This window comes from Thermoanaerobacter sp. YS13 (assembly GCF_000806225.2).
GTDB classification, from domain to species: domain Bacteria; phylum Bacillota; class Thermoanaerobacteria; order Thermoanaerobacterales; family Thermoanaerobacteraceae; genus Thermoanaerobacter; species Thermoanaerobacter uzonensis.
In genome coordinates this window covers 833,036-850,289 of the sequence record NZ_JOOI01000002.1, presented here as the reverse complement: position 1 = coordinate 850,289, position 17,254 = coordinate 833,036, and the positions used below count along the sequence as shown (strand labels likewise).

Sequence of the window (17,254 nt, the reverse complement as noted above, 5' to 3'; positions counted from 1 at the left end):
TAAAATAAAAAAATAAAGCAAACAAAAAAGACCTGGAAAATATTCTCCCAGTCTTTTCTTTAAGCATTTTTCACACTTCATATATTGCAATTTTGTTCCTTCCTTTACTTTTGCCACCTGCATATAAAGCTCTATCTGCATGGCTTATAAGTTTTTCTGCAGAATCAGCCTTTTCCGGATAATCTGCTACTCCACCCGTTATGGTTACATATATATCTCCTTTATCTGTCCTAATTGGCCTTGATGATACTTCATTTCTTATCCTCTCTGCAATCATATAGGCTTGTTCTGCAGTAAGTTTCGGCAAAATCACTGCAAATTCTTCTCCACCAAATCGCGCTACAATATCATCACTTCTCACATTGTTTTTTATCCGTTTTGCCACTTCCTTAAGTACTTCATCTCCCACTAAATGGCCATAAGTATCATTAATCAGTTTAAAATTATCCAAATCAAACATTATAAGGCTCACAGGCTCACTAGTCTCATCTGCCCTCATAATATTTTCCATTAATGCATCATTAAAATATCTTCTATTATAAGTCTTTGTTAAAGGATCAGTAATAGATTTTTTGGTGACTTCATAATATCGTTTAGCATTGGTTATCGCAACAGAAGCTTGATCTACGATTATCTCTATGATTTTAACAGAATCCTCATCAAACACATTTGTCTCTACATGCAACACCATAAGACATCCAATGACAGATCCCGAAAACCTTAAAGGAGCTACTACTACACTGCCATAGTTATTTAAAAATTGTTCTTTTAAAAATCTTTTATCCTGCTTTAAATCCTTAATTGCTACTGTTTTGTTAGAAGATATGCACTTTCCTATTATTCCCTCATCTTTGAAGTAATTTTCTTTAAAGCCTCCTTCTCCCTCTCTATTACCTATCGATTTTACTAAAGCAGCTACCCCATTAGAATCTGTCAAATATATTGCTGCTGCAGATATTGAAACAACTTGAGAAATAACTTCTATAATAGTATCTAATATTTGCTCCAACTCTAACTTCGAATTTATCATTTTAACCATCTCATATATGGCGTTAAGCCTTTTATTTGCCTTAATCAAATCTCTAATCATCCTAAAAGCATATGCTATGAATATAAGTGGAGTTAAAGATAACACAAAAAACAGAAGGCTATGTTTAAAATAAATATATGCAAGAAGTAATGAAACAGGAATCATAACTATATAAGTACCCAACTCTAATAATACACTCTCATTCCAATACTCTTTAAACAAAATCTTCCCCTGTACTTTTAAAGCATAATACAGTATAAAATTATTCAAAAGAAAACTCATTATGACATAACTTAAAATATATTTGACTTGCGTAAAAGAAACTATTCCAATTTTTCCACCTATGAATTCATAAAACCATCCTGCCACTAAATACGCAATAGAAAACATTCCTCCATTTAAAAGCCCATTTTTTATCTTTTTTCTTACTACAATAGTATCAAACATAACAGAGGACACCATGAGAGTAGCCGCTCCAACCGTCCCAAAAATTAAAAAAGTAGTTATTCCTATTGTAGGGCTTAAAGACATTTTTATATCTGTATACATTATTCCAAGATTGTCCAAAATTATTGCAAAAGCTAATAAAATCAAAAAGACTCTCCAATCCATTCCAATACCACAGTAGTAAAGTGCCCACACAAATAATATACTTCCTATTGTAATTAAGGTTATATTAAAAACCAGTTCTCTGTACTTCCCCATACGAATCCCCTCGTTTTTCCGAATCATATTAGTATTCTACATTTATTTCAAAAATCCTTCTTGGGCTGACAAATGTTTATAAAATTAATCACATTTATTTATCAGAGCCAATTGTACCACAAATCTCCATCATAATATGTCGAATTATGTATATTAATTCAAAAAATAAATTAGAACCTCTTCAAAATATTGAAAGAGGTTCTTTAAACTATAATCCAAAAATTAAATTGATAAAATATTTTTCATTAGCATTCAGAATATCCACAATTTAGGCACGTTTTACAACCTTCTGTATACACAAATGTTGCCATACCGCAAGCAGGACAAATATCAACGTGAGTAGTAGAAGATTTAATTCCATTACCATTATTTTTTGGTTGATACCCATTTCTTAAGGCCTTGCCTATAGCATCAGGAACTGACATAACCCTATTTTCCCCAAAACCAATTGCTGTTGCACCACCAATTCCTATTAACTGTTCAGTAATTTCTTCAATTGCTACTCCACCGCGCAAAGCTAAGGAAATTAATCTTGCAATTGCTTCTGTAAAAGCCGCTACATCAGAACCAGCACGCCCAATATTTACAAATACCTCAAACGGCTTCTCATCTATAAAATTAATCGTGACATATGCACGCCCTAATGGAGTTTCTATGCGTTTAGTAACTCCTTTTAATACAGGAGGTCTTTCTGTTATCTGTGTCTTTTCTTTTGATTTTATATCAGTAACTAAAACTCCTTCTCTAGAACCATCCCTATATACTGTAATGCCTTTACATCCCAATTCATAAGCCAATCTATAAATTTTATCTATATCATCAATTGTAGCAGAATTCGGTAAATTTATGGTCTTTGATATGCTTGAATCAACATATTTTTGTAAAACAGCTTGCATTTTCACGTGTTCTTCAGGAGTTATTTCATGGGCACTTACAAAGGCTGGATAATCAGCAAGCCAATGTTTTATAGTATGGGTACCAGTTCTATCTTGCCTTATATACTCTTTTGCAAAATTTGGCTCTATGCCAGAACTCACCCCTGTAAGAATAGAAGTTGTACCTGTAGGAGCTTGAGTCAAAATAGTTGCATTCCGTATCCCATATGTTGCAATTTCCTCTCTTATTTCGTTTGGTAAACTTTTTACAAATTGTGATTTTAAATATTTTTCTACAACAAATTCAGGAAATGCTCCTCTCTCTTTTGCAAGTTCCACAGAAGCTTTATATGCAGCATTTCTAATAGTAGAAGCTATTTGTTCTGTCACTTTAAGAGCATTTTCACTGCCATATTTCAAATCCATAAGTATCAATGCATCGGCAAGTCCCATAATTCCAAGTCCTATTTTGCGTAATTTTTGAGCCATTTCTTTATTTTGTGGTAGTACATAAGCTCCTGAATCCAGCACATTATCTAAAAATCTAACCGCAACTTTTACTGTCTCTTCAAGATCGGTAAAATTAATTTTGCCATTTTCCACAAAAGCAACTAAGTTTATAGCTCCCAAATTGCATACTCCGTAAGGCTCCAAACCCAGCTCCCCACATGGATTTGTGGAGATTATCTTCGCAACATAATATGTATTGCTAAATTTATTATACCTTTCTAAAAATACTACTCCCGGCTCTGCCGATTCCCAGGCAGCAGTAACAATTTTATTCCACAGCTCTCTCGCCGGAATTTCCTTGTAAACTATAGTTGGATACCCTTTAGACTTCCATTCAGTTAAGTCACCTCTCCACTCAGCATCGTAATTAGGATGAGAGGTATCTGGAAATTCAAGCTTCCATACTTTGTCATGCGCTACTGCTTCCATAAATGCATCCGACACAGCAACAGAGAGATTTGCTTGCTGCATTTTTGTTAAATCCTTCTTAACTTTAATGAATTCTTCAATATCAGGGTGCCAGTCCCAAAGCATAAACATTAAAGCTGCTCTGCGACTCCCCCCCTGTTCAACTTGGGTAGCTACTTCATTTGCAGCCAACATCCAGCTTACAGCTCCTGATGAGGTACCCCCTACTCCCTTTACATATGCCCCACGAGGTCTTAGTGTGCTCCAATTAATACCAACACCTCCACCTCGCGAGTTAATTTCCAGCATTTTAGCTATAGTATCCATTATAGCTGCCCGGCTGTCATTACCCTTTTTAGGATCATTTGCTTCAACAGGTATCACAAAGCAATTAAAGTAGGTAACCTCTCTGCCAGTCCCCGCCCCCGCAAGTATTCTACCTCCAGGTATAAATTTCCATTCACTCATCACTTTGTAAAACATCTCTTCTTCTCTTTTATTCGTAGCAATAGCTTTGGCAACTCTTCTAAACATTTCTTCCGGTTTTTTCTCAATCGGCTTTCCTTCTTTGTCTTTCAAAGCATACCTGTCAAGAAATACTTTTTCTCTTTGCTCATTCCAAATTGGAAGCATAATATAATTCCTCCTCTTATGTAAAACCACAATATTTTGTGTATCATTTATTAAATTATACATTTTATTGTGGATTTTGCAACCTTCAAAACTATCCAATTAACTTTATTATCTCACTTTACTATTAATTTTCGTTCAAAAGCTTAATAAATTAAACGAATTTAAAAAGACCCGGCACACTTACCGGGACAAAATATTAATAATTTCCTCAATTATGTTTTTATCATATTTCCCTTTAAGATAATCTCTTTTCCACTCCTCTTCTCCACTTTTTGCAAGTTCTTTTACTATTTCAGGCCTTTCAATCCAATGACCAATTTCTTTAAAATCTTTATTCACAAATACAAAAGTTGGTATTTTAGCTTTGCCATCTATATAATAAGGTTTCATGTGTTCTTCGTTACCTTCTCTTTTTAAAATTCTCAGTTTAAAATTTTTATTATAACTTGCGATTTTTGCAACTATAGGCACATTAACTTGAGAATCAGGACACCAACTCTCAGCAAATGCCAAAATATTTATCTCATCTTTAAATTTTAATTTCTCTATCAACTCTTCATCTAAGACTGTCTTTTCATATCTCTCTTTTATTCTTTTAGCAATATCTTCCTCCGATTCTTTTACAAATTCCTCAAAAGTTATTCCTTTTTCAAACAATTCTTTCAAAGTTAATTCACCTCTTTCAATTTACTGCCTTTTAAATAACGATCCTAAAACAGTTTTTGCTCCCGAGACAGTAATCCCTAAGAAGCTACTATTTCTTGTGAGAATTTCATCTAAAGCATCTACAACTTTATCAATTTGTTCTTTTGTCACAATCAAAGGAGGCTCTAATCTTATTACATTTGGATTATTCAAAGTGTAGGCTGTTATAATTCGATGCTTATTTTGAAGTTCTCCCGCAATCAAAGAACCCATGTATTCACTTGAAAGCTTTGAAATAGCACCTCCAGAAATCTTGTCAAGAAGTCCTCCTTCTGGTTGATTAAATTCTATTCCTATCAAAAGTCCTTTTCCTCTTACATCTTTTATAAGTTTGGGATGTTTTTCCTTCAATTCTTTCAGTCGACCTAAAAAGTATTCACCTTTTTCTTTTGCAGCATCAGGAAGTTTTTTCTCTATAATAGCTTGTATTGAAGCAATTGCAGCAGCACACGCATAAGTATTTCCGCCAAAAGTAGAAGTATGCAAAAGAGCTTTTTCCATCGTTCCATAAGCCTTTTGCCATATTTCTTCCCTAGTTATGTAGGCGCCAATAGGCATAACTCCGCCCCCTAAAGACTTAGCAAGACACATTATATCTGGAACTACTCCTTCATGCTCACATGCAAACATTTTTCCTGTTCTTCCAAAGCCAGTTTGAACCTCATCTAATATTAAATAAGCATCATATTTAGTACATAATTCCCGCACTTTTTGCAAATAGCCTTCTGGAGGCACAATCACTCCTCCTTCCCCTTGGATAGGCTCTACTATAAAAGCAGCAACGTCTCTACCTTTCAAAGTTTCCTCCAAAGCTTTTTCATCTCCAAATGGAATAGGAACTGTCTCTGGCACAAGTGGTTTAAAATACTTTTGATATTTTTCTCGCCCTGTCACTGAAAGGGCACCCATCGATTTACCGTGAAAAGAATTTTGGCAATAAACTATTTTGTGCTTTCCAGAGGCAATTTTAGCAAGTTTTAAAGCACCTTCTACTGCTTCTGCACCACTGTTACAAAAAAAACTCCTTTTAAGATTTCCTGGTGTCACTTTTGCAAGATTATGAGCAAGAACCCCCGGCAAATTTCCTATAGCAGCTTGTAGTATGTTAGGCATATCTTTTACTTTTTCTACAGCTTCGATGACCTCATCGGGGTTATGCCCTAAATTTAAAGCACCATAACCTCCTAAAAAATCATAATACTCATTTCCTTCATTATCCCATACTGAAACTCCTTTAGCTCTTACAAAAAGTTTATCAAACTGAAGCATTGAAAGCATGGATACAAAAACTGAATTTATATATTCTTTGTAATTTTCTCTGACTTGATTTTTGTTTAATGTAAGTGCTTCTTCTAAAGTTATATATTCCGGAATATCCTCCTTCACTTTCCCTTTTGTACCTTCATACATCTTTCATCTCTCCTTTATTTTTAATGTCTATGGTGATGATGGTCATGACCACAATGTTTGCAGCCATTTTCAGCATATTTAATACTTTCTAATTCTCTTCTTACTCTCTCTTTTATTTCTTTCACATATTCTTGCCTCAGCCTTTTCTGCTCTTCTTTTTCCTCTTCTGTTAAACCTTCTGTTTGTGATTTGTAATAAAGGAAATTTATTCTATCTATCATCTCTCTCGTTATCATCTCTCCACCTCGTTGAAGAAATTTTGACTTTGACAAATATATTATATTCCTTTTTTCCAAAAAACAAAAGAATTTTTATAAAGTAATGGATAGGACTATTACTTTTATGATATTATAACAATATAGCGGCAATATTTAAGGAGGTTTTTGTAATGCCTTTGATTTGGATATTTTTTCTAATATTATTGTTTCCCTTTTTAATATTTGTATTTTTCATACAAGCAGCTACTTTTTCTTTTGCAAAATTAGGGTTATCCCCTCAAATGGCAGTTTTTCTTTTTAGCTTATCTTTAATAGGAAGTATAATCAATATTCCTATATCTCGCAAAAAATTTATAGTACATGATGAAGAAGAGATATTTTTTCCTTTTCTTTTCTACTATCCTCCCAGAGTACGGGAACAAATAATTGCAGTAAATGTAGGGGGTGCCATCATTCCTGTGCTATTCAGTATATACCTCATGCAAAGAACCCCTCTAATTCCTACGATAATAGCTACTATAATAGTCACAGCTGTTGCCAAAGCATTAGCTAAACCTGTGCCAGGAGTAGGTATTTCACTTCCTGCCTTTATACCACCTCTTGTAGCAGCTGCTGCAGCAATTTTGCTATCTCATAATAATGCAGCTCCTGTAGCATACATATCAGGAGTTTTAGGCACATTAATTGGAGCAGACCTTCTTAATCTTCCTCATTTTAAAGACTTAAACTCTCATGCTATAAGTATAGGAGGCGCAGGTATATTCGATGGAATTTTTTTAGTAGGTGTAGTAGCAGCTTTATTAGCTTAAAAATACCCTACTTACACAGTAGGGTATTTATCACTTTAAATACTTATTAAACCATTCTGTTATTTCTTTAAACTTTATTTATATATTTAAACTCCCTATTTTTTTACAATTATTGTAACACATATTGTCAAAATAAAAAACACACTAATTATTCAAATTCCTTGTAATTTTTTATAATTACAATAGGAGTTTGCTGTTCAGCATTACCTGATGGGTTATCGATAAATAAGCTTTCTACGAATTTTTTATCAACCCCTTTGGAGGCACCAACGCAATCAGCACGCTGCAAATCATTTGCATCGATTATAACTGCATCGACTCCCGTTTTCTCTTTTATCCTTTCGCAAACTGCATCAGGGTCTTTAGGTCCCAACACTATGTATCTATGATAAGGGGGCATTGTTCCTGCAATGTCGTCGATTAAAGCAACTTTTCTCCCAGCTATAATAAAAAACCACCCTTTTCTACCCAATAGCTTGCCTAGCCCTCCTATAATAGAAGCAATCAAAATCCTAAACCATCCCACTTCGTTGATAGCACATTGCATTGCTTGAGGAGAAGTAAGACTTCCATTCCTGTCGGTAAACTTACACAGTATCTTTGCAAGAATCCCTGGCTTTATATTTTCGGGAAGATATGCCCTACCTTGTGTTATAGCTACAACGCTTTCTGCAATTGATATTAAATCTCCTGGCTCTGCTATATCTTTTGTATAATTGTACACAACTTCTACTATATCATCTTTTTCAGTTATAATATGGGTTTTTATTGGTATTTTTCCATACATAAATTTTGCCTCCAAATATCCTAAAAATTGTAATAATAAAATTTTTAGTAAATATCTTTTATTTTTTTCTTGTTGTGGTAAAATATATTTGTCTTTCATCACAATTATATCACAAATTCATCACAATTATTTCACATTTATGTTTTTTAATCTAATTTTAACAATTGGAGAGGATAAAAATGTTAAACAAATTGACAAATTTAAAAATTGATTCTACTTCCAGCAATGAATCAATAAAAAATCTTAAAAGTCTTATTGTATTTGAGTTTTCACTAAAAGTACCAACATATCACGTAGAAAAGCAAAGCACCTCACTACAAGTCATTTTTGAAACTACCCCTTTAAACATGCCAGAAGGGAAATATAATGTTTTAGATGGAATAATCTCTCATGTAGAAATAAAAGCCATAGAACAACAAATAGTTGCAGAAATAGCTTTTGACTTTCAAACAGATTTTGAAATTGAAATTATTGAAGGTATTCCAGCAAAATTTAAGCTCTATATAAGTAGAAAACCATTATCAGAGATATTGAAAGAAAAAAAAATATTGATTAATCCAGGATTTAAAGAAAAAACTACAAGTCCCACCGGTCTTCTTCAACATATACCAATGATGGCAATAGCAAAAAAACTCCATTTTTTGCTCACGACATGTGGGGCACAAAGTAAACTTTCATGGGAAAAGTCCCCTCAAGAAGAAGATTTAGAAAAATTGGAAGAAGGAATTCTTATAGATATATTTACAGAAACTTCTTTAAAAAAAGAAAGTGGATTTAAGGTATATTATTCAGATAGAAATGAAAAATCTTTAAAACTTGCAAAATACATAAACGAGTCTATGTCTCGTAAACTTCAACTTGACAACCTTGGTATTTACCCCAAATCCTATAATTATAAAGAGAATGTAATACCTATTGGTGTAGTACCTGCAATGGAAAATATAAGACTTGATGATGCCCATTTGAGAGACTTAGATTACAGAAGTAAAGTTGCTCAAGCTATATTTAACGGCTTAGTAAAATTTTATGCTGAATAAAATAAAAAAGGGCAGGGCTATAGCACCACCTCTACCCTGTCCTTTAAAAATACGTAGTTTTCTCCAACATCACAGGTATAAGCATAAGCTTCTACTCCTTTACCTACAGCCTCTCTTAGAAACTTCCCAAACTCCGGGTCTTGCTCGTCATTAGGGGTAAAATATTTTATATCATCCATTTGAATTAAAAAAATTACTGCTGCCCTCATACCTTCTTTTTTTACTTTTATAAGTTCTTTTAAATGTTTCCTTCCTCTTTCTGTGGGAGCATCAGGAAATTTTGCAACACCTTCTACTTCCAGAGTTACTCCTTTGACTTCTACATAGCATATCTCTTTTCCTTTTGTAAGTTTTATATCAAATTTACTGTTCCCAAAAGTTTTTTCTTTTTCTACAATGTCATAGCCTTTAAATTCCTCAATAAGCCCCATCTTTATGCTCTCTAAAACTACTTTATTAGGTACTTGTGAATCGATAGATATAAGTCTTTTCCCCTTATAAGCAAAAGCCAACTCGAAGGGTGTTTTTCTGCCTTGCCTATCTCTTACTTCAAGGATAACCTCTGCTCCCGGGACAAATATCTCTTTACACCTTCCCGTATTAGGCACATGTACTAAAGTCTTTTCTCCGCTATTTAACTCTACATAAGCTTCAAATCTATTGATTCTCTTTATGAATTTCCCGTAAACAATTGGATTTGTAATCACCATTTTAAAAACCTCATACAAAATCTTTTTCAGTAATTTCTGCAAAACTTGTAGGGGTTTCCCACAATCTCAATTTATAAAGATGATAGTTATCTCCTTTTAGCACGGGCTCTAATTCTTTCCATATCCACAAAAGAATATTTTCGCAAGTAGTGTTAAATTCTAAAACTTCATTTAAATACTTATGGTCAAGCTTTTTTACAACTTTCTCATTTATTATTTCTTTAAGCTTCACAAAATCTATTACCATTCCTTCTCCGTCAGGCTTCCCCTCAACTGTGACTTCCAGCTTATAGGTATGACCGTGAAGCTCTTCACACTTCCCATTGTAATTTATAAGATTGTGGGCACTGTCAAAAGTAAATATTTTTGTCACTTTCATTTTTTACACCCCATTGTACCAATTCTCTTTATACAGTTTAACTCCTTCTTTATCAGGCAAATCTCTTATTAAATCTTTAATATACACGTCCTCTTTTTTTATAAAAGGGTTTATACCCGAAAGAGGAATCAACACAAAAGCTCTCTCCCACATTCTCGGATGAGGAATAGTCAACACTTCATCCTTTAATTCAATATCATCGTACAACAGTATGTCAATATCAATAGTCCTTGGACCCCATCTTATGAGTCTTTGTCTTTTTAATTTTTTTTCAATTTCATTTACAACTTTTAATAAGTCATAAGGCCCAATGTTTGTCTCCACTTCAACTGCAATATTTAAAAACATATCCTGGTTTAAATATCCTACAGGTTTTGTTTCATAAATAGGAGAAAGCTTCTTTAAAATTATGCCTTCCCAGTGTTCTAACTCAAAAACGGCTCTTTTTAAATTTTCTTCCCTATCTCCTAAATTAGAACCTAAAGATAAATACACTTCACTCATCTTCTCACCATCGCATCAGTCATCTTAGCAACCCTTAACATCTGCTTTACATCGTGAACGCGTACAATATCAACCCCTTTTACAATCCCAACAGCAACTGTTGCAGCAGTCCCTTCCAATCTATCCTCTACATCTAAGTTTAAAACTTTTCCAATCATTGATTTTCTTGAAGTGCCCAAAAGCACAGGAAGTCCTAAAACTTTTAATTCTTCTAATCGATTCATGACCTCAAGATTATGATCTAAAGTTTTTCCAAAACCTATCCCTGGATCTACTACCATTTGACTTTTATCAATTCCTGCTTTTTCTCCTATCTCTATGCTTTTTTGTAAAAATTTTATTATATCCTGAACAACATCTTCATATTCTGCTACATTGCTGTTATGCATCATTATTACACCTGCATGGTATTTTGCAACTACTTCCGCCATTTTGGGGTCCCTTTGAAGTCCCCATACATCATTTACTATGTGAGCACCTGCTTCTAAAGCTCGAAGTGCCACATTTGATTTCATAGTATCCACAGATATAATGACATTTGAAATTTTTGAAAGCTTTTCAATGACAGGTATAACTCTTCTCATTTCTTCTTCTTCGTCTACTGGAGTATGTCCCGGCCTTGTAGACTCTCCACCTACATCTATTATGTCAGCTCCTTCTTCTATCATTTGAAGAGCTCTTTCTATACCTTTTTCTAAAGTATTATATTTCCCTCCATCTGAAAAAGAATCAGGAGTCATATTTAAAATTCCCATTATGTAAGTTCTCTTACCAATTTCCAGACTTTTATCTCTGCATCTAAATAACATGGTCTCTCTCCCTACCTTTTAGAGTTGATTAAAGACATTACCTCTGCCCTTGATTTTTCATCTGTTCTAAATATTCCTCTCAAAGCAGAAGTAACAGTCTTAGCTCCCGGTTTTTTGATACCTCTCATTGTCATACACAAATGTTCTGCCTCAATGACAACGGCAACGCCTAAGGGATTCACTGCTTCCATTATTGTATCTGCAATTTCACTTGTCAACCTCTCTTGAAGCTGTGGTCTTTTCGCTAAAATGTCTACTATACGAGCTAATTTTGAAAGGCCTAAAATTCTACCCTTTCTAGGCAAATATGCCACATGGGCAACTCCTATAAATGGCAAGAGATGATGTTCGCACATAGAATAAAGCGGAATATCTTTTACAAGTATTATTTCTTGATGTTCATCCTCCTGAAAAATCTTTATAACGTCTTTTACATCCGTATGAAGGCCAGCAAAAATTTCCTCATACATTCTTGCAACCCTATCAGGAGTCTCAATGAGCCCCTCCCTATCTGGGTCTTCACCTATGGCTTCAAGTATGTCTCTTACCGCTTTTTTAATCTTTTCTTTATCTATCATGTACGATACCCCTTTGTTTAAAAAGTTGACAACTTTATTATATTATTTTTATCTCTAAAAAGCCAGTCCTTACAAAAAAGTTAAAAAGCAGTCTTTCGACTGCTTTTTTAGTCATTTTTAGGCTTCATCGTCGGGAATAATATTACATCTCTTATAGAATAAGCATCCGTCATAAACATCACAAGTCTGTCTACACCTATGCCTAATCCTCCAGTCGGTGGCATGCCAACCTCAAGGGCATTTATAAAATCTTCATCCATCATATGGGCTTCTTCGTCCCCGGCTTCTCTTTGTTTTAATTGTTCTAAAAACCTTTCTTTTTGGTCTATAGGGTCATTTAATTCTGAAAAGGCATTAGCCACTTCTCTTCCGTAAATAAAAGCTTCAAATCGAGAAGTAAACTGCGGATTGTCCTGTTTTCTCTTAGCTAAAGGAGAAATCTCTACAGGATAATCCATAACAAAAGTTGGCTGTATCAAATGCTGTTCTACCAGCTCATCAAAAACAAGCGCTATTACTTCTCCTTTTTTCATCCCTTCTTTTGTCTCAAGGTTTAATTTCTTCGCTATCTCTATTGCCTCTTCATCTGTCTTCACTTCATTAAAGTCTACCCCTACATATTCTTTTATCGCATCTACCATAGTAATTCTCTTCCAAGGAGGTGTCAAATCTATTTCTGTTCCTTGATAAACTATTTTCGTAGTACCGTTAACCTTTTGGGCCACATAGGCGAATAACTGTTCTGTAATTTCCATCATACCGTAATAATCAGTATAGGCTTCATAAAGTTCTAAAAGAGTAAATTCCGGATTGTGCCTTATATCCATTCCTTCATTTCTAAAAACTCTGCCCATCTCATATACTTTTTCAAGTCCACCGACAATAAGCCTCTTTAAGTGAAGCTCTAAAGCAATTCGCAAGTACATATCAATATCTAAAGCATTGTGATGAGTAATAAAAGGCCTTGCTGCAGCCCCACCCGCAATAGTATGAAGAATAGGAGTCTCCACCTCTAAAAATCCTCTATTGTCAAGAAACTCTCTTATCGCCTTTATTACTTTCGTCCTCTTTAAAAATACCTCCCTTACTTCGGGATTTATTATTAAATCCGTATATCTCTGTCTATAACGCAAATCAGGGTCTTTTAAACCGTGCCATTTTTCTGGAAGTATTTGAAGAGATTTAGACAAAAGTTTAAAATCTGTCACGCGAATAGTTATTTCTCCAGTTTTAGATTTAAAAACCTCTCCTGTAACTCCTATTATATCTCCAATGTCTAAGATTTTAAAAATTTCATAATTCTTTTCTCCTACTGTATCATATTTGACATAAATCTGGATTCTTCCATTTCTGTCTTGAATATCTGCAAAAGAAGCTTTTCCATGAGCTCTTTTGGACATAATTCGTCCTGCAAGAGCCACTACTTTGCCTTCAAAATTCTCGTAATCGTTTTTAATATCAGAGGATACATTGGTCCTTTCAAACCTGTCAATGCCATAGGGTTCTATTCCCATATTTCTTAAAATATTTAATTTTTCTCTTCTTATTCGCAAAAGTTCATTGAGTTCTTCAGTGTTGTTCCAAAGGTTATCATTTGAATTAGACATATTATACCTCCATCACCCTTTATTTGCGTATTTCTAATATTTTTAACTTTATAATTCCAGCAGGAACTTCAACAAAGACAACATCTCCTACTTTTTTCCCTAAAAGCGCTTTCCCTATTGGAGATTCGTCAGATATTTTGTTGTTCATCGGATCTGCTTCTGCTGAACCTACAATTGTATACTCTACTTCTTCATTATAAGATTCATCGTAGACTTTTACAGTACAGCCGATGCTAACCTGGTCAAGTTTTATGTCATCTTCGTCAATCACTTTTGCATTTTTAAGCATGGCTTCTATGGTAGCAATTCTACCTTCTATAAATGCTTGTTCATTTTTTGCTTCGTCATATTCTGAGTTTTCACTTAAATCTCCAAATGCTCTCGCTTGTTTTATTTTTTCTGCTACTTCAGCTCTCTTGACCGTCTTTAAATATTCTAATTCTTCCTCTAATTTTTTAAGTCCTTCATAAGTCAAAATTACAGGCTTGCTCATAGGCGATTCTCCTTTTTATAAAATATTAAAAATTGTATTTTATTCATATGTAGCAATGATAGAATTTATGTTAATATTAATACACAAGCACTGCAAAAGCAGTGCTTGTGTAATTTTCCATGTGGATTATTATAAATCAGTTAACAGATAAAGTCAAGTCTAAATTATGCAAATTTCCACTCTTGTAATCTCTTTTTAGCGTTTTTTCTCACAGATTCTATCTTTTCCATTGTAACTTCGCGCTCGAAACTTCTAAATCCCGCTAATTTAAACCCATGCTTTTTAGCAAGTTTTGATATCTCATCCACTTGTTCTACAGTCAAATCTCGCCCTAAAGAATAATTCTCAATTCGTCCTTCCATAGCAAGAATCATTGTTTCTGCCATACATGCATAACTTGTTTTAGGCGGAAAGCCAAAGTTAAAGTGGAAGTCTACATCCCCAGGTACTTCTACTACTCCACCTTCTATGACCAAAACATCATCTCTTTTATCCGCAACTTCCTTTGACACATCCCTCGGTCTTGCTACATCGCATACAACAGCCCCGGGTTTTAAATATTCAGGCTTAATTACCGTATCTACTGCACTTGTAACAGTGATTATTATATCCGCGTCTTCTAAAGCTTCTTTTACATCTGAAGTGATATGGGCAGACATACCTGTTTTTGTTAAAAGATAGTCTCTAAAATTTTGTAATTTTTCTTTATTTCGTGCTACAAGTGTCATGTACTTTGCATCTCGGGATAAAATTTCTGCACAGACTTTACCTATTGAGCCTGTCGCTCCTATCACAACGACATGAGAATCTCTTACATCTTTGCCCATCATATCTGCGGCTTTTACCGCTCCTTCTATTGCTGTAGCGACTGTATAACTGTTACCAGTAGTTACAGCGATGTTTGAATTTTTAGCAATTGTTATTCCTGCATCTCCTACAACAGAGGTCATAGCCCCCAAGCCGACAACTTCTGCACCCAAATTTTCTGCAATTTTTATTGCTTTTATTATTTTATTTAATACATAATCTTCTGGTAAGTTCAGCATCTGCTCAGAGGTCAAAGGAACCGCCACAAACCAACCTTCTGTTTCAGCATATTCGCTTCTAACTCCAGTTATCTCTGATACTTTCATTGGTGGAAGAAGTCTTGTAAAACCTTCCACAACTCTTTTGGGAAGCTTCTCCATTATTTTAAATTTGCGACTAACATCTTCGTATTCTATAGGATGTATTATAAAACCAAATTTATGCATATTTATTACCTCCCTATTTTTGTAAATATTCAATTCTTGGTTCAAAACCTATTTTATCCAAAAGTTCATCATAATCTTGTGGTGTCATTTCTTCTTGTTTTTTACCTGCTATTGCCACAAGGACTCCTTCCATCACATTTGTTCCAAAAGACCTGCCATTTATGTTGGGGGTAGTAGTAATTAATAGTTCCACCCCCCTCCCTCTCATCATTTCCACATCTTCCTGTGTAACTGTGTTAGTCACAATTATCTTCCCATCTAGCCTTTCAGGCATGTACTTTTTAATAAACAAGTAATCCCCCGCAATTACATCTGCTTCTTTGTAGAATTTTTCGTATTTTTTGCTGTCTATGGTGAGTTGTTTTTCTCCAGTGGGGTATATCATTTCAAAAGGGAGTCTTGCCACAATTGGAACAATAACTAGCGAAAGGGTATATAAAATCCTTAAAGAATGAAAAGGAATAGGAATACCTAACGCAAAAATCATATCTCCTATAATAAGTTTTGCCCCCAATTCAGAAAAAGTTTGAGCCATTCCAAATCTATCCATAGCACTTACAATAAGCACTTTTTTATCTTTCAAATCAACTATACCTTTTTCTTGTATGTATTTAATTACTTTTCTTTCAAGAGTATTTTTAAGTCCTGAACCATCCACAATCGGAGTAATTTTTGCGGCCTTCTTTAAAGGCAAAGCATCTTTTATAACATATCTTTTTTTACCTGCTGAAAGGTATAAATCTATCCCTCCCATTCCAAAAGCATCAACTTTCCCGTCTAGTTCTTTAATGAGTTCAATAGCTTTTTTTAAATCTCCATCAGTCCCTATTCTTTCTATAACGAATTTTTCTCCTAAAATCTCTACTTCTGCCGTTTTATTCCTTGTAGAAGAACCTATACTTATGCTTACAACCTTTTTCATATTTTCACCCTTTCAAAGAATTTAATATTTCTTTCACAATTTGGGGATCAACATATACATCTTCTGTCAAAGGAGAATGTCCAATATTTATAGTTATTATATCTCTGTCAAATATAGCCTCTACCAATTGGCTCCTTTTGTCTGAACCTAAAAAAATTATCACGTCGTGAGATTGAATTTTAGCAATTAAATCCATTACCATGTTAAAAAGCTCCACACCACTCATATTTTCAGCCAAGTTCAATCTCTCTTTTTCAGACAAAAGAAGTGTAAAATTAACTCCCCACTCTCTAAAAAGCATCTCCAACTCTTCCTTATTCTTTATAGGAAAACCTACTACAGCAATATTTCCTCCTTTTCTGACCTCACCTAAACTTTCTAGTCTAGAAACAAAACTTCTGTCAACTTTGAAGCGGGAGGCAACCTCTTGCTGTGAAAACCCATTTTGTCTCATTTCAATTATTTTATCTATTATGCCGTGTAATTTCTCTAAATTTATAGTCTTATCACCAATTTTAATAAATTTCATTTGCACAACCTCCAGTGTGCACATTTTGTGCTCACATTAATTACAATTTTAATACTTTTTTAAAAAAATTTCAATACCAAAAAGAAAAATAACCAGATAAAATACTTTTCTGGATTATTGTCCCCAAAATTTTTCAATTGGTTTTAATAGAGATTGGATTATTTTATTAGTAGGGGTAATTTGTATATTTAAAAGGTAAAGCAAGTTTAATATGTAGCTGACAATTAAAAAGACAAAAAACACAATGACTTCTTTAATCTTTTTTTGTTTTACAAGACCTGGTACTTCAATCAATGATATAATCACAAAAATCAATGTTAGAACAAGTATTTTGAACATAAAA

General features: G+C 34.0%; 19 protein-coding genes. 2 read left to right on the top strand and 17 right to left on the bottom strand.

Annotated elements, in window-relative coordinates:
• Nucleotides 1–70: 70 nt before the first annotated feature.
• The 5 genes from THYS13_RS11950 to THYS13_RS11930 all read right to left on the bottom strand — a co-directional run bounded on the left by THYS13_RS11950 (nt 71) and on the right by THYS13_RS11930 (nt 6,512).
• On the bottom strand, nt 71–1,735 hold the full coding sequence (locus THYS13_RS11950) for a sensor domain-containing diguanylate cyclase (protein WP_042834725.1): 1,665 nt from the start codon (nt 1,733–1,735) through the stop codon (nt 71–73).
• Nucleotides 1,736–1,980: 245 nt separating this feature from the next.
• Nucleotides 1,981–4,161 (bottom strand): adenosylcobalamin-dependent ribonucleoside-diphosphate reductase, encoded by a 2,181-nt coding sequence (locus tag THYS13_RS11945; protein WP_042834724.1) that lies wholly within the window; start codon nt 4,159–4,161, stop codon nt 1,981–1,983.
• A gap of 180 nt (nt 4,162–4,341) precedes the next feature.
• Entirely contained in the window at nt 4,342–4,827 is a 486-nt protein-coding gene (locus tag THYS13_RS11940; protein ID WP_042834723.1) for a thioredoxin family protein, read from the bottom strand.
• A 21-nt stretch (nt 4,828–4,848) separates the two neighbouring features.
• Nucleotides 4,849–6,276, bottom strand: coding sequence for an aspartate aminotransferase family protein (locus THYS13_RS11935; protein WP_042834721.1), 1,428 nt, complete (start codon nt 6,274–6,276; stop codon nt 4,849–4,851).
• A 20-nt stretch (nt 6,277–6,296) separates the two neighbouring features.
• The gene (locus tag THYS13_RS11930; RefSeq protein ID WP_042834720.1) at nt 6,297–6,512 is read right to left on the bottom strand and encodes a DUF896 domain-containing protein; all 216 of its coding nucleotides are present in this window, start codon (nt 6,510–6,512) and stop codon (nt 6,297–6,299) included.
• Between the two features lie 152 nt (nt 6,513–6,664).
• On the opposite strand from THYS13_RS11930, the gene THYS13_RS11925 reads away from it, so the two are divergent.
• Entirely contained in the window at nt 6,665–7,303 is a 639-nt protein-coding gene (locus tag THYS13_RS11925) for a DUF1614 domain-containing protein (protein WP_042834719.1), read from the top strand.
• Nucleotides 7,304–7,451: 148 nt separating this feature from the next.
• Here the strand turns inward: THYS13_RS11925 and THYS13_RS11920 are convergent, their stop codons facing one another.
• On the bottom strand, nt 7,452–8,090 hold the full coding sequence (locus tag THYS13_RS11920; RefSeq protein WP_042834718.1) for a coenzyme F420-0:L-glutamate ligase: 639 nt from the start codon (nt 8,088–8,090) through the stop codon (nt 7,452–7,454).
• Nucleotides 8,091–8,269: 179 nt separating this feature from the next.
• Between THYS13_RS11920 and THYS13_RS11915 the strand changes: the two genes are divergently transcribed.
• Nucleotides 8,270–9,127: an N-acetylmuramoyl-L-alanine amidase gene (locus THYS13_RS11915; protein WP_042834716.1), complete on the top strand. Its 858-nt coding sequence runs from the start codon at nt 8,270–8,272 to the stop codon at nt 9,125–9,127.
• Nucleotides 9,128–9,144: 17 nt separating this feature from the next.
• On the opposite strand, the gene sfsA is transcribed toward THYS13_RS11915, so the two are convergent.
• The 11 genes from sfsA to THYS13_RS11860 all read right to left on the bottom strand — a co-directional run bounded on the left by sfsA (nt 9,145) and on the right by THYS13_RS11860 (nt 17,250).
• Nucleotides 9,145–9,837 (bottom strand): DNA/RNA nuclease SfsA, encoded by a 693-nt coding sequence (gene sfsA, locus THYS13_RS11910; protein ID WP_003867821.1) that lies wholly within the window; start codon nt 9,835–9,837, stop codon nt 9,145–9,147.
• 10 nt (nt 9,838–9,847) lie between these two features.
• Nucleotides 9,848–10,216 carry a 6-carboxytetrahydropterin synthase QueD gene (gene queD, locus THYS13_RS11905; RefSeq protein WP_042834715.1) on the bottom strand — a complete coding sequence of 123 codons (369 nt, stop codon included), beginning with the start codon at nt 10,214–10,216 and terminating at the stop codon, nt 9,848–9,850.
• Nucleotides 10,217–10,219: 3 nt separating this feature from the next.
• Nucleotides 10,220–10,720 carry a 2-amino-4-hydroxy-6-hydroxymethyldihydropteridine diphosphokinase gene (gene folK / locus THYS13_RS11900; protein WP_042834714.1) on the bottom strand — a complete coding sequence of 167 codons (501 nt, stop codon included), beginning with the start codon at nt 10,718–10,720 and terminating at the stop codon, nt 10,220–10,222.
• Nucleotides 10,717–11,529 carry a dihydropteroate synthase gene (folP, locus tag THYS13_RS11895; RefSeq protein ID WP_042834713.1) on the bottom strand — a complete coding sequence of 271 codons (813 nt, stop codon included), beginning with the start codon at nt 11,527–11,529 and terminating at the stop codon, nt 10,717–10,719. The genes folK and folP overlap by 4 nt, the downstream gene beginning before the upstream one ends.
• Before the next feature lie 11 nt (nt 11,530–11,540).
• Nucleotides 11,541–12,107 carry a GTP cyclohydrolase I FolE gene (gene folE / locus THYS13_RS11890; RefSeq protein ID WP_042834712.1) on the bottom strand — a complete coding sequence of 189 codons (567 nt, stop codon included), beginning with the start codon at nt 12,105–12,107 and terminating at the stop codon, nt 11,541–11,543.
• 107 nt (nt 12,108–12,214) lie between these two features.
• Complete coding sequence (gene lysS / locus THYS13_RS11885; RefSeq protein WP_042834711.1) at nt 12,215–13,714, bottom strand: lysine--tRNA ligase; 1,500 nt, start codon at nt 13,712–13,714, stop codon at nt 12,215–12,217.
• A gap of 19 nt (nt 13,715–13,733) precedes the next feature.
• On the bottom strand, nt 13,734–14,207 hold the full coding sequence (gene greA, locus THYS13_RS11880; RefSeq protein WP_042834710.1) for a transcription elongation factor GreA: 474 nt from the start codon (nt 14,205–14,207) through the stop codon (nt 13,734–13,736).
• A 164-nt stretch (nt 14,208–14,371) separates the two neighbouring features.
• Nucleotides 14,372–15,460 carry an NAD(P)H-binding protein gene (locus THYS13_RS11875; RefSeq protein WP_042834709.1) on the bottom strand — a complete coding sequence of 363 codons (1,089 nt, stop codon included), beginning with the start codon at nt 15,458–15,460 and terminating at the stop codon, nt 14,372–14,374.
• Nucleotides 15,461–15,473: 13 nt separating this feature from the next.
• Nucleotides 15,474–16,382: a hypothetical protein gene (locus THYS13_RS11870; RefSeq protein WP_042834708.1), complete on the bottom strand. Its 909-nt coding sequence runs from the start codon at nt 16,380–16,382 to the stop codon at nt 15,474–15,476.
• Nucleotides 16,383–16,386: 4 nt separating this feature from the next.
• Entirely contained in the window at nt 16,387–16,911 is a 525-nt protein-coding gene (locus THYS13_RS11865; RefSeq protein WP_042834707.1) for a hypothetical protein, read from the bottom strand.
• A gap of 114 nt (nt 16,912–17,025) precedes the next feature.
• Nucleotides 17,026–17,250 carry a hypothetical protein gene (locus THYS13_RS11860; protein WP_042834706.1) on the bottom strand — a complete coding sequence of 75 codons (225 nt, stop codon included), beginning with the start codon at nt 17,248–17,250 and terminating at the stop codon, nt 17,026–17,028.
• Nucleotides 17,251–17,254 lie beyond the last annotated feature (4 nt).

Bases quoted from the DNA above. Each gene is read 5' to 3' on its own strand.
- lysS (WP_042834711.1), bottom strand. From the start codon at position 13,714: ATGTCTAATTCAAATGATAACCTTTGGAACAACACTGAAGAACTCAAT.
- THYS13_RS11860 (WP_042834706.1), bottom strand. From the start codon at position 17,250: ATGTTCAAAATACTTGTTCTAACATTGATTTTTGTGATTATATCATTG.
- THYS13_RS11945 (WP_042834724.1), bottom strand. From the start codon at position 4,161: ATGCTTCCAATTTGGAATGAGCAAAGAGAAAAAGTATTTCTTGACAGG.
- THYS13_RS11865 (WP_042834707.1), bottom strand. From the start codon at position 16,911: ATGAAATTTATTAAAATTGGTGATAAGACTATAAATTTAGAGAAATTA.
- THYS13_RS11935 (WP_042834721.1), bottom strand. From the start codon at position 6,276: ATGTATGAAGGTACAAAAGGGAAAGTGAAGGAGGATATTCCGGAATAT.
- greA (WP_042834710.1), bottom strand. From the start codon at position 14,207: ATGAGCAAGCCTGTAATTTTGACTTATGAAGGACTTAAAAAATTAGAG.
- THYS13_RS11930 (WP_042834720.1), bottom strand. From the start codon at position 6,512: ATGATAACGAGAGAGATGATAGATAGAATAAATTTCCTTTATTACAAA.
- folE (WP_042834712.1), bottom strand. From the start codon at position 12,107: ATGATAGATAAAGAAAAGATTAAAAAAGCGGTAAGAGACATACTTGAA.
- THYS13_RS11950 (WP_042834725.1), bottom strand. From the start codon at position 1,735: ATGGGGAAGTACAGAGAACTGGTTTTTAATATAACCTTAATTACAATA.
- THYS13_RS11870 (WP_042834708.1), bottom strand. From the start codon at position 16,382: ATGAAAAAGGTTGTAAGCATAAGTATAGGTTCTTCTACAAGGAATAAA.
- THYS13_RS11915 (WP_042834716.1), top strand. From the start codon at position 8,270: ATGTTAAACAAATTGACAAATTTAAAAATTGATTCTACTTCCAGCAAT.
- folP (WP_042834713.1), bottom strand. From the start codon at position 11,529: ATGTTATTTAGATGCAGAGATAAAAGTCTGGAAATTGGTAAGAGAACT.
- THYS13_RS11925 (WP_042834719.1), top strand. From the start codon at position 6,665: ATGCCTTTGATTTGGATATTTTTTCTAATATTATTGTTTCCCTTTTTA.
- THYS13_RS11875 (WP_042834709.1), bottom strand. From the start codon at position 15,460: ATGCATAAATTTGGTTTTATAATACATCCTATAGAATACGAAGATGTT.
- sfsA (WP_003867821.1), bottom strand. From the start codon at position 9,837: ATGGTGATTACAAATCCAATTGTTTACGGGAAATTCATAAAGAGAATC.
- THYS13_RS11920 (WP_042834718.1), bottom strand. From the start codon at position 8,090: ATGTATGGAAAAATACCAATAAAAACCCATATTATAACTGAAAAAGAT.
- queD (WP_042834715.1), bottom strand. From the start codon at position 10,216: ATGAAAGTGACAAAAATATTTACTTTTGACAGTGCCCACAATCTTATA.
- folK (WP_042834714.1), bottom strand. From the start codon at position 10,720: ATGAGTGAAGTGTATTTATCTTTAGGTTCTAATTTAGGAGATAGGGAA.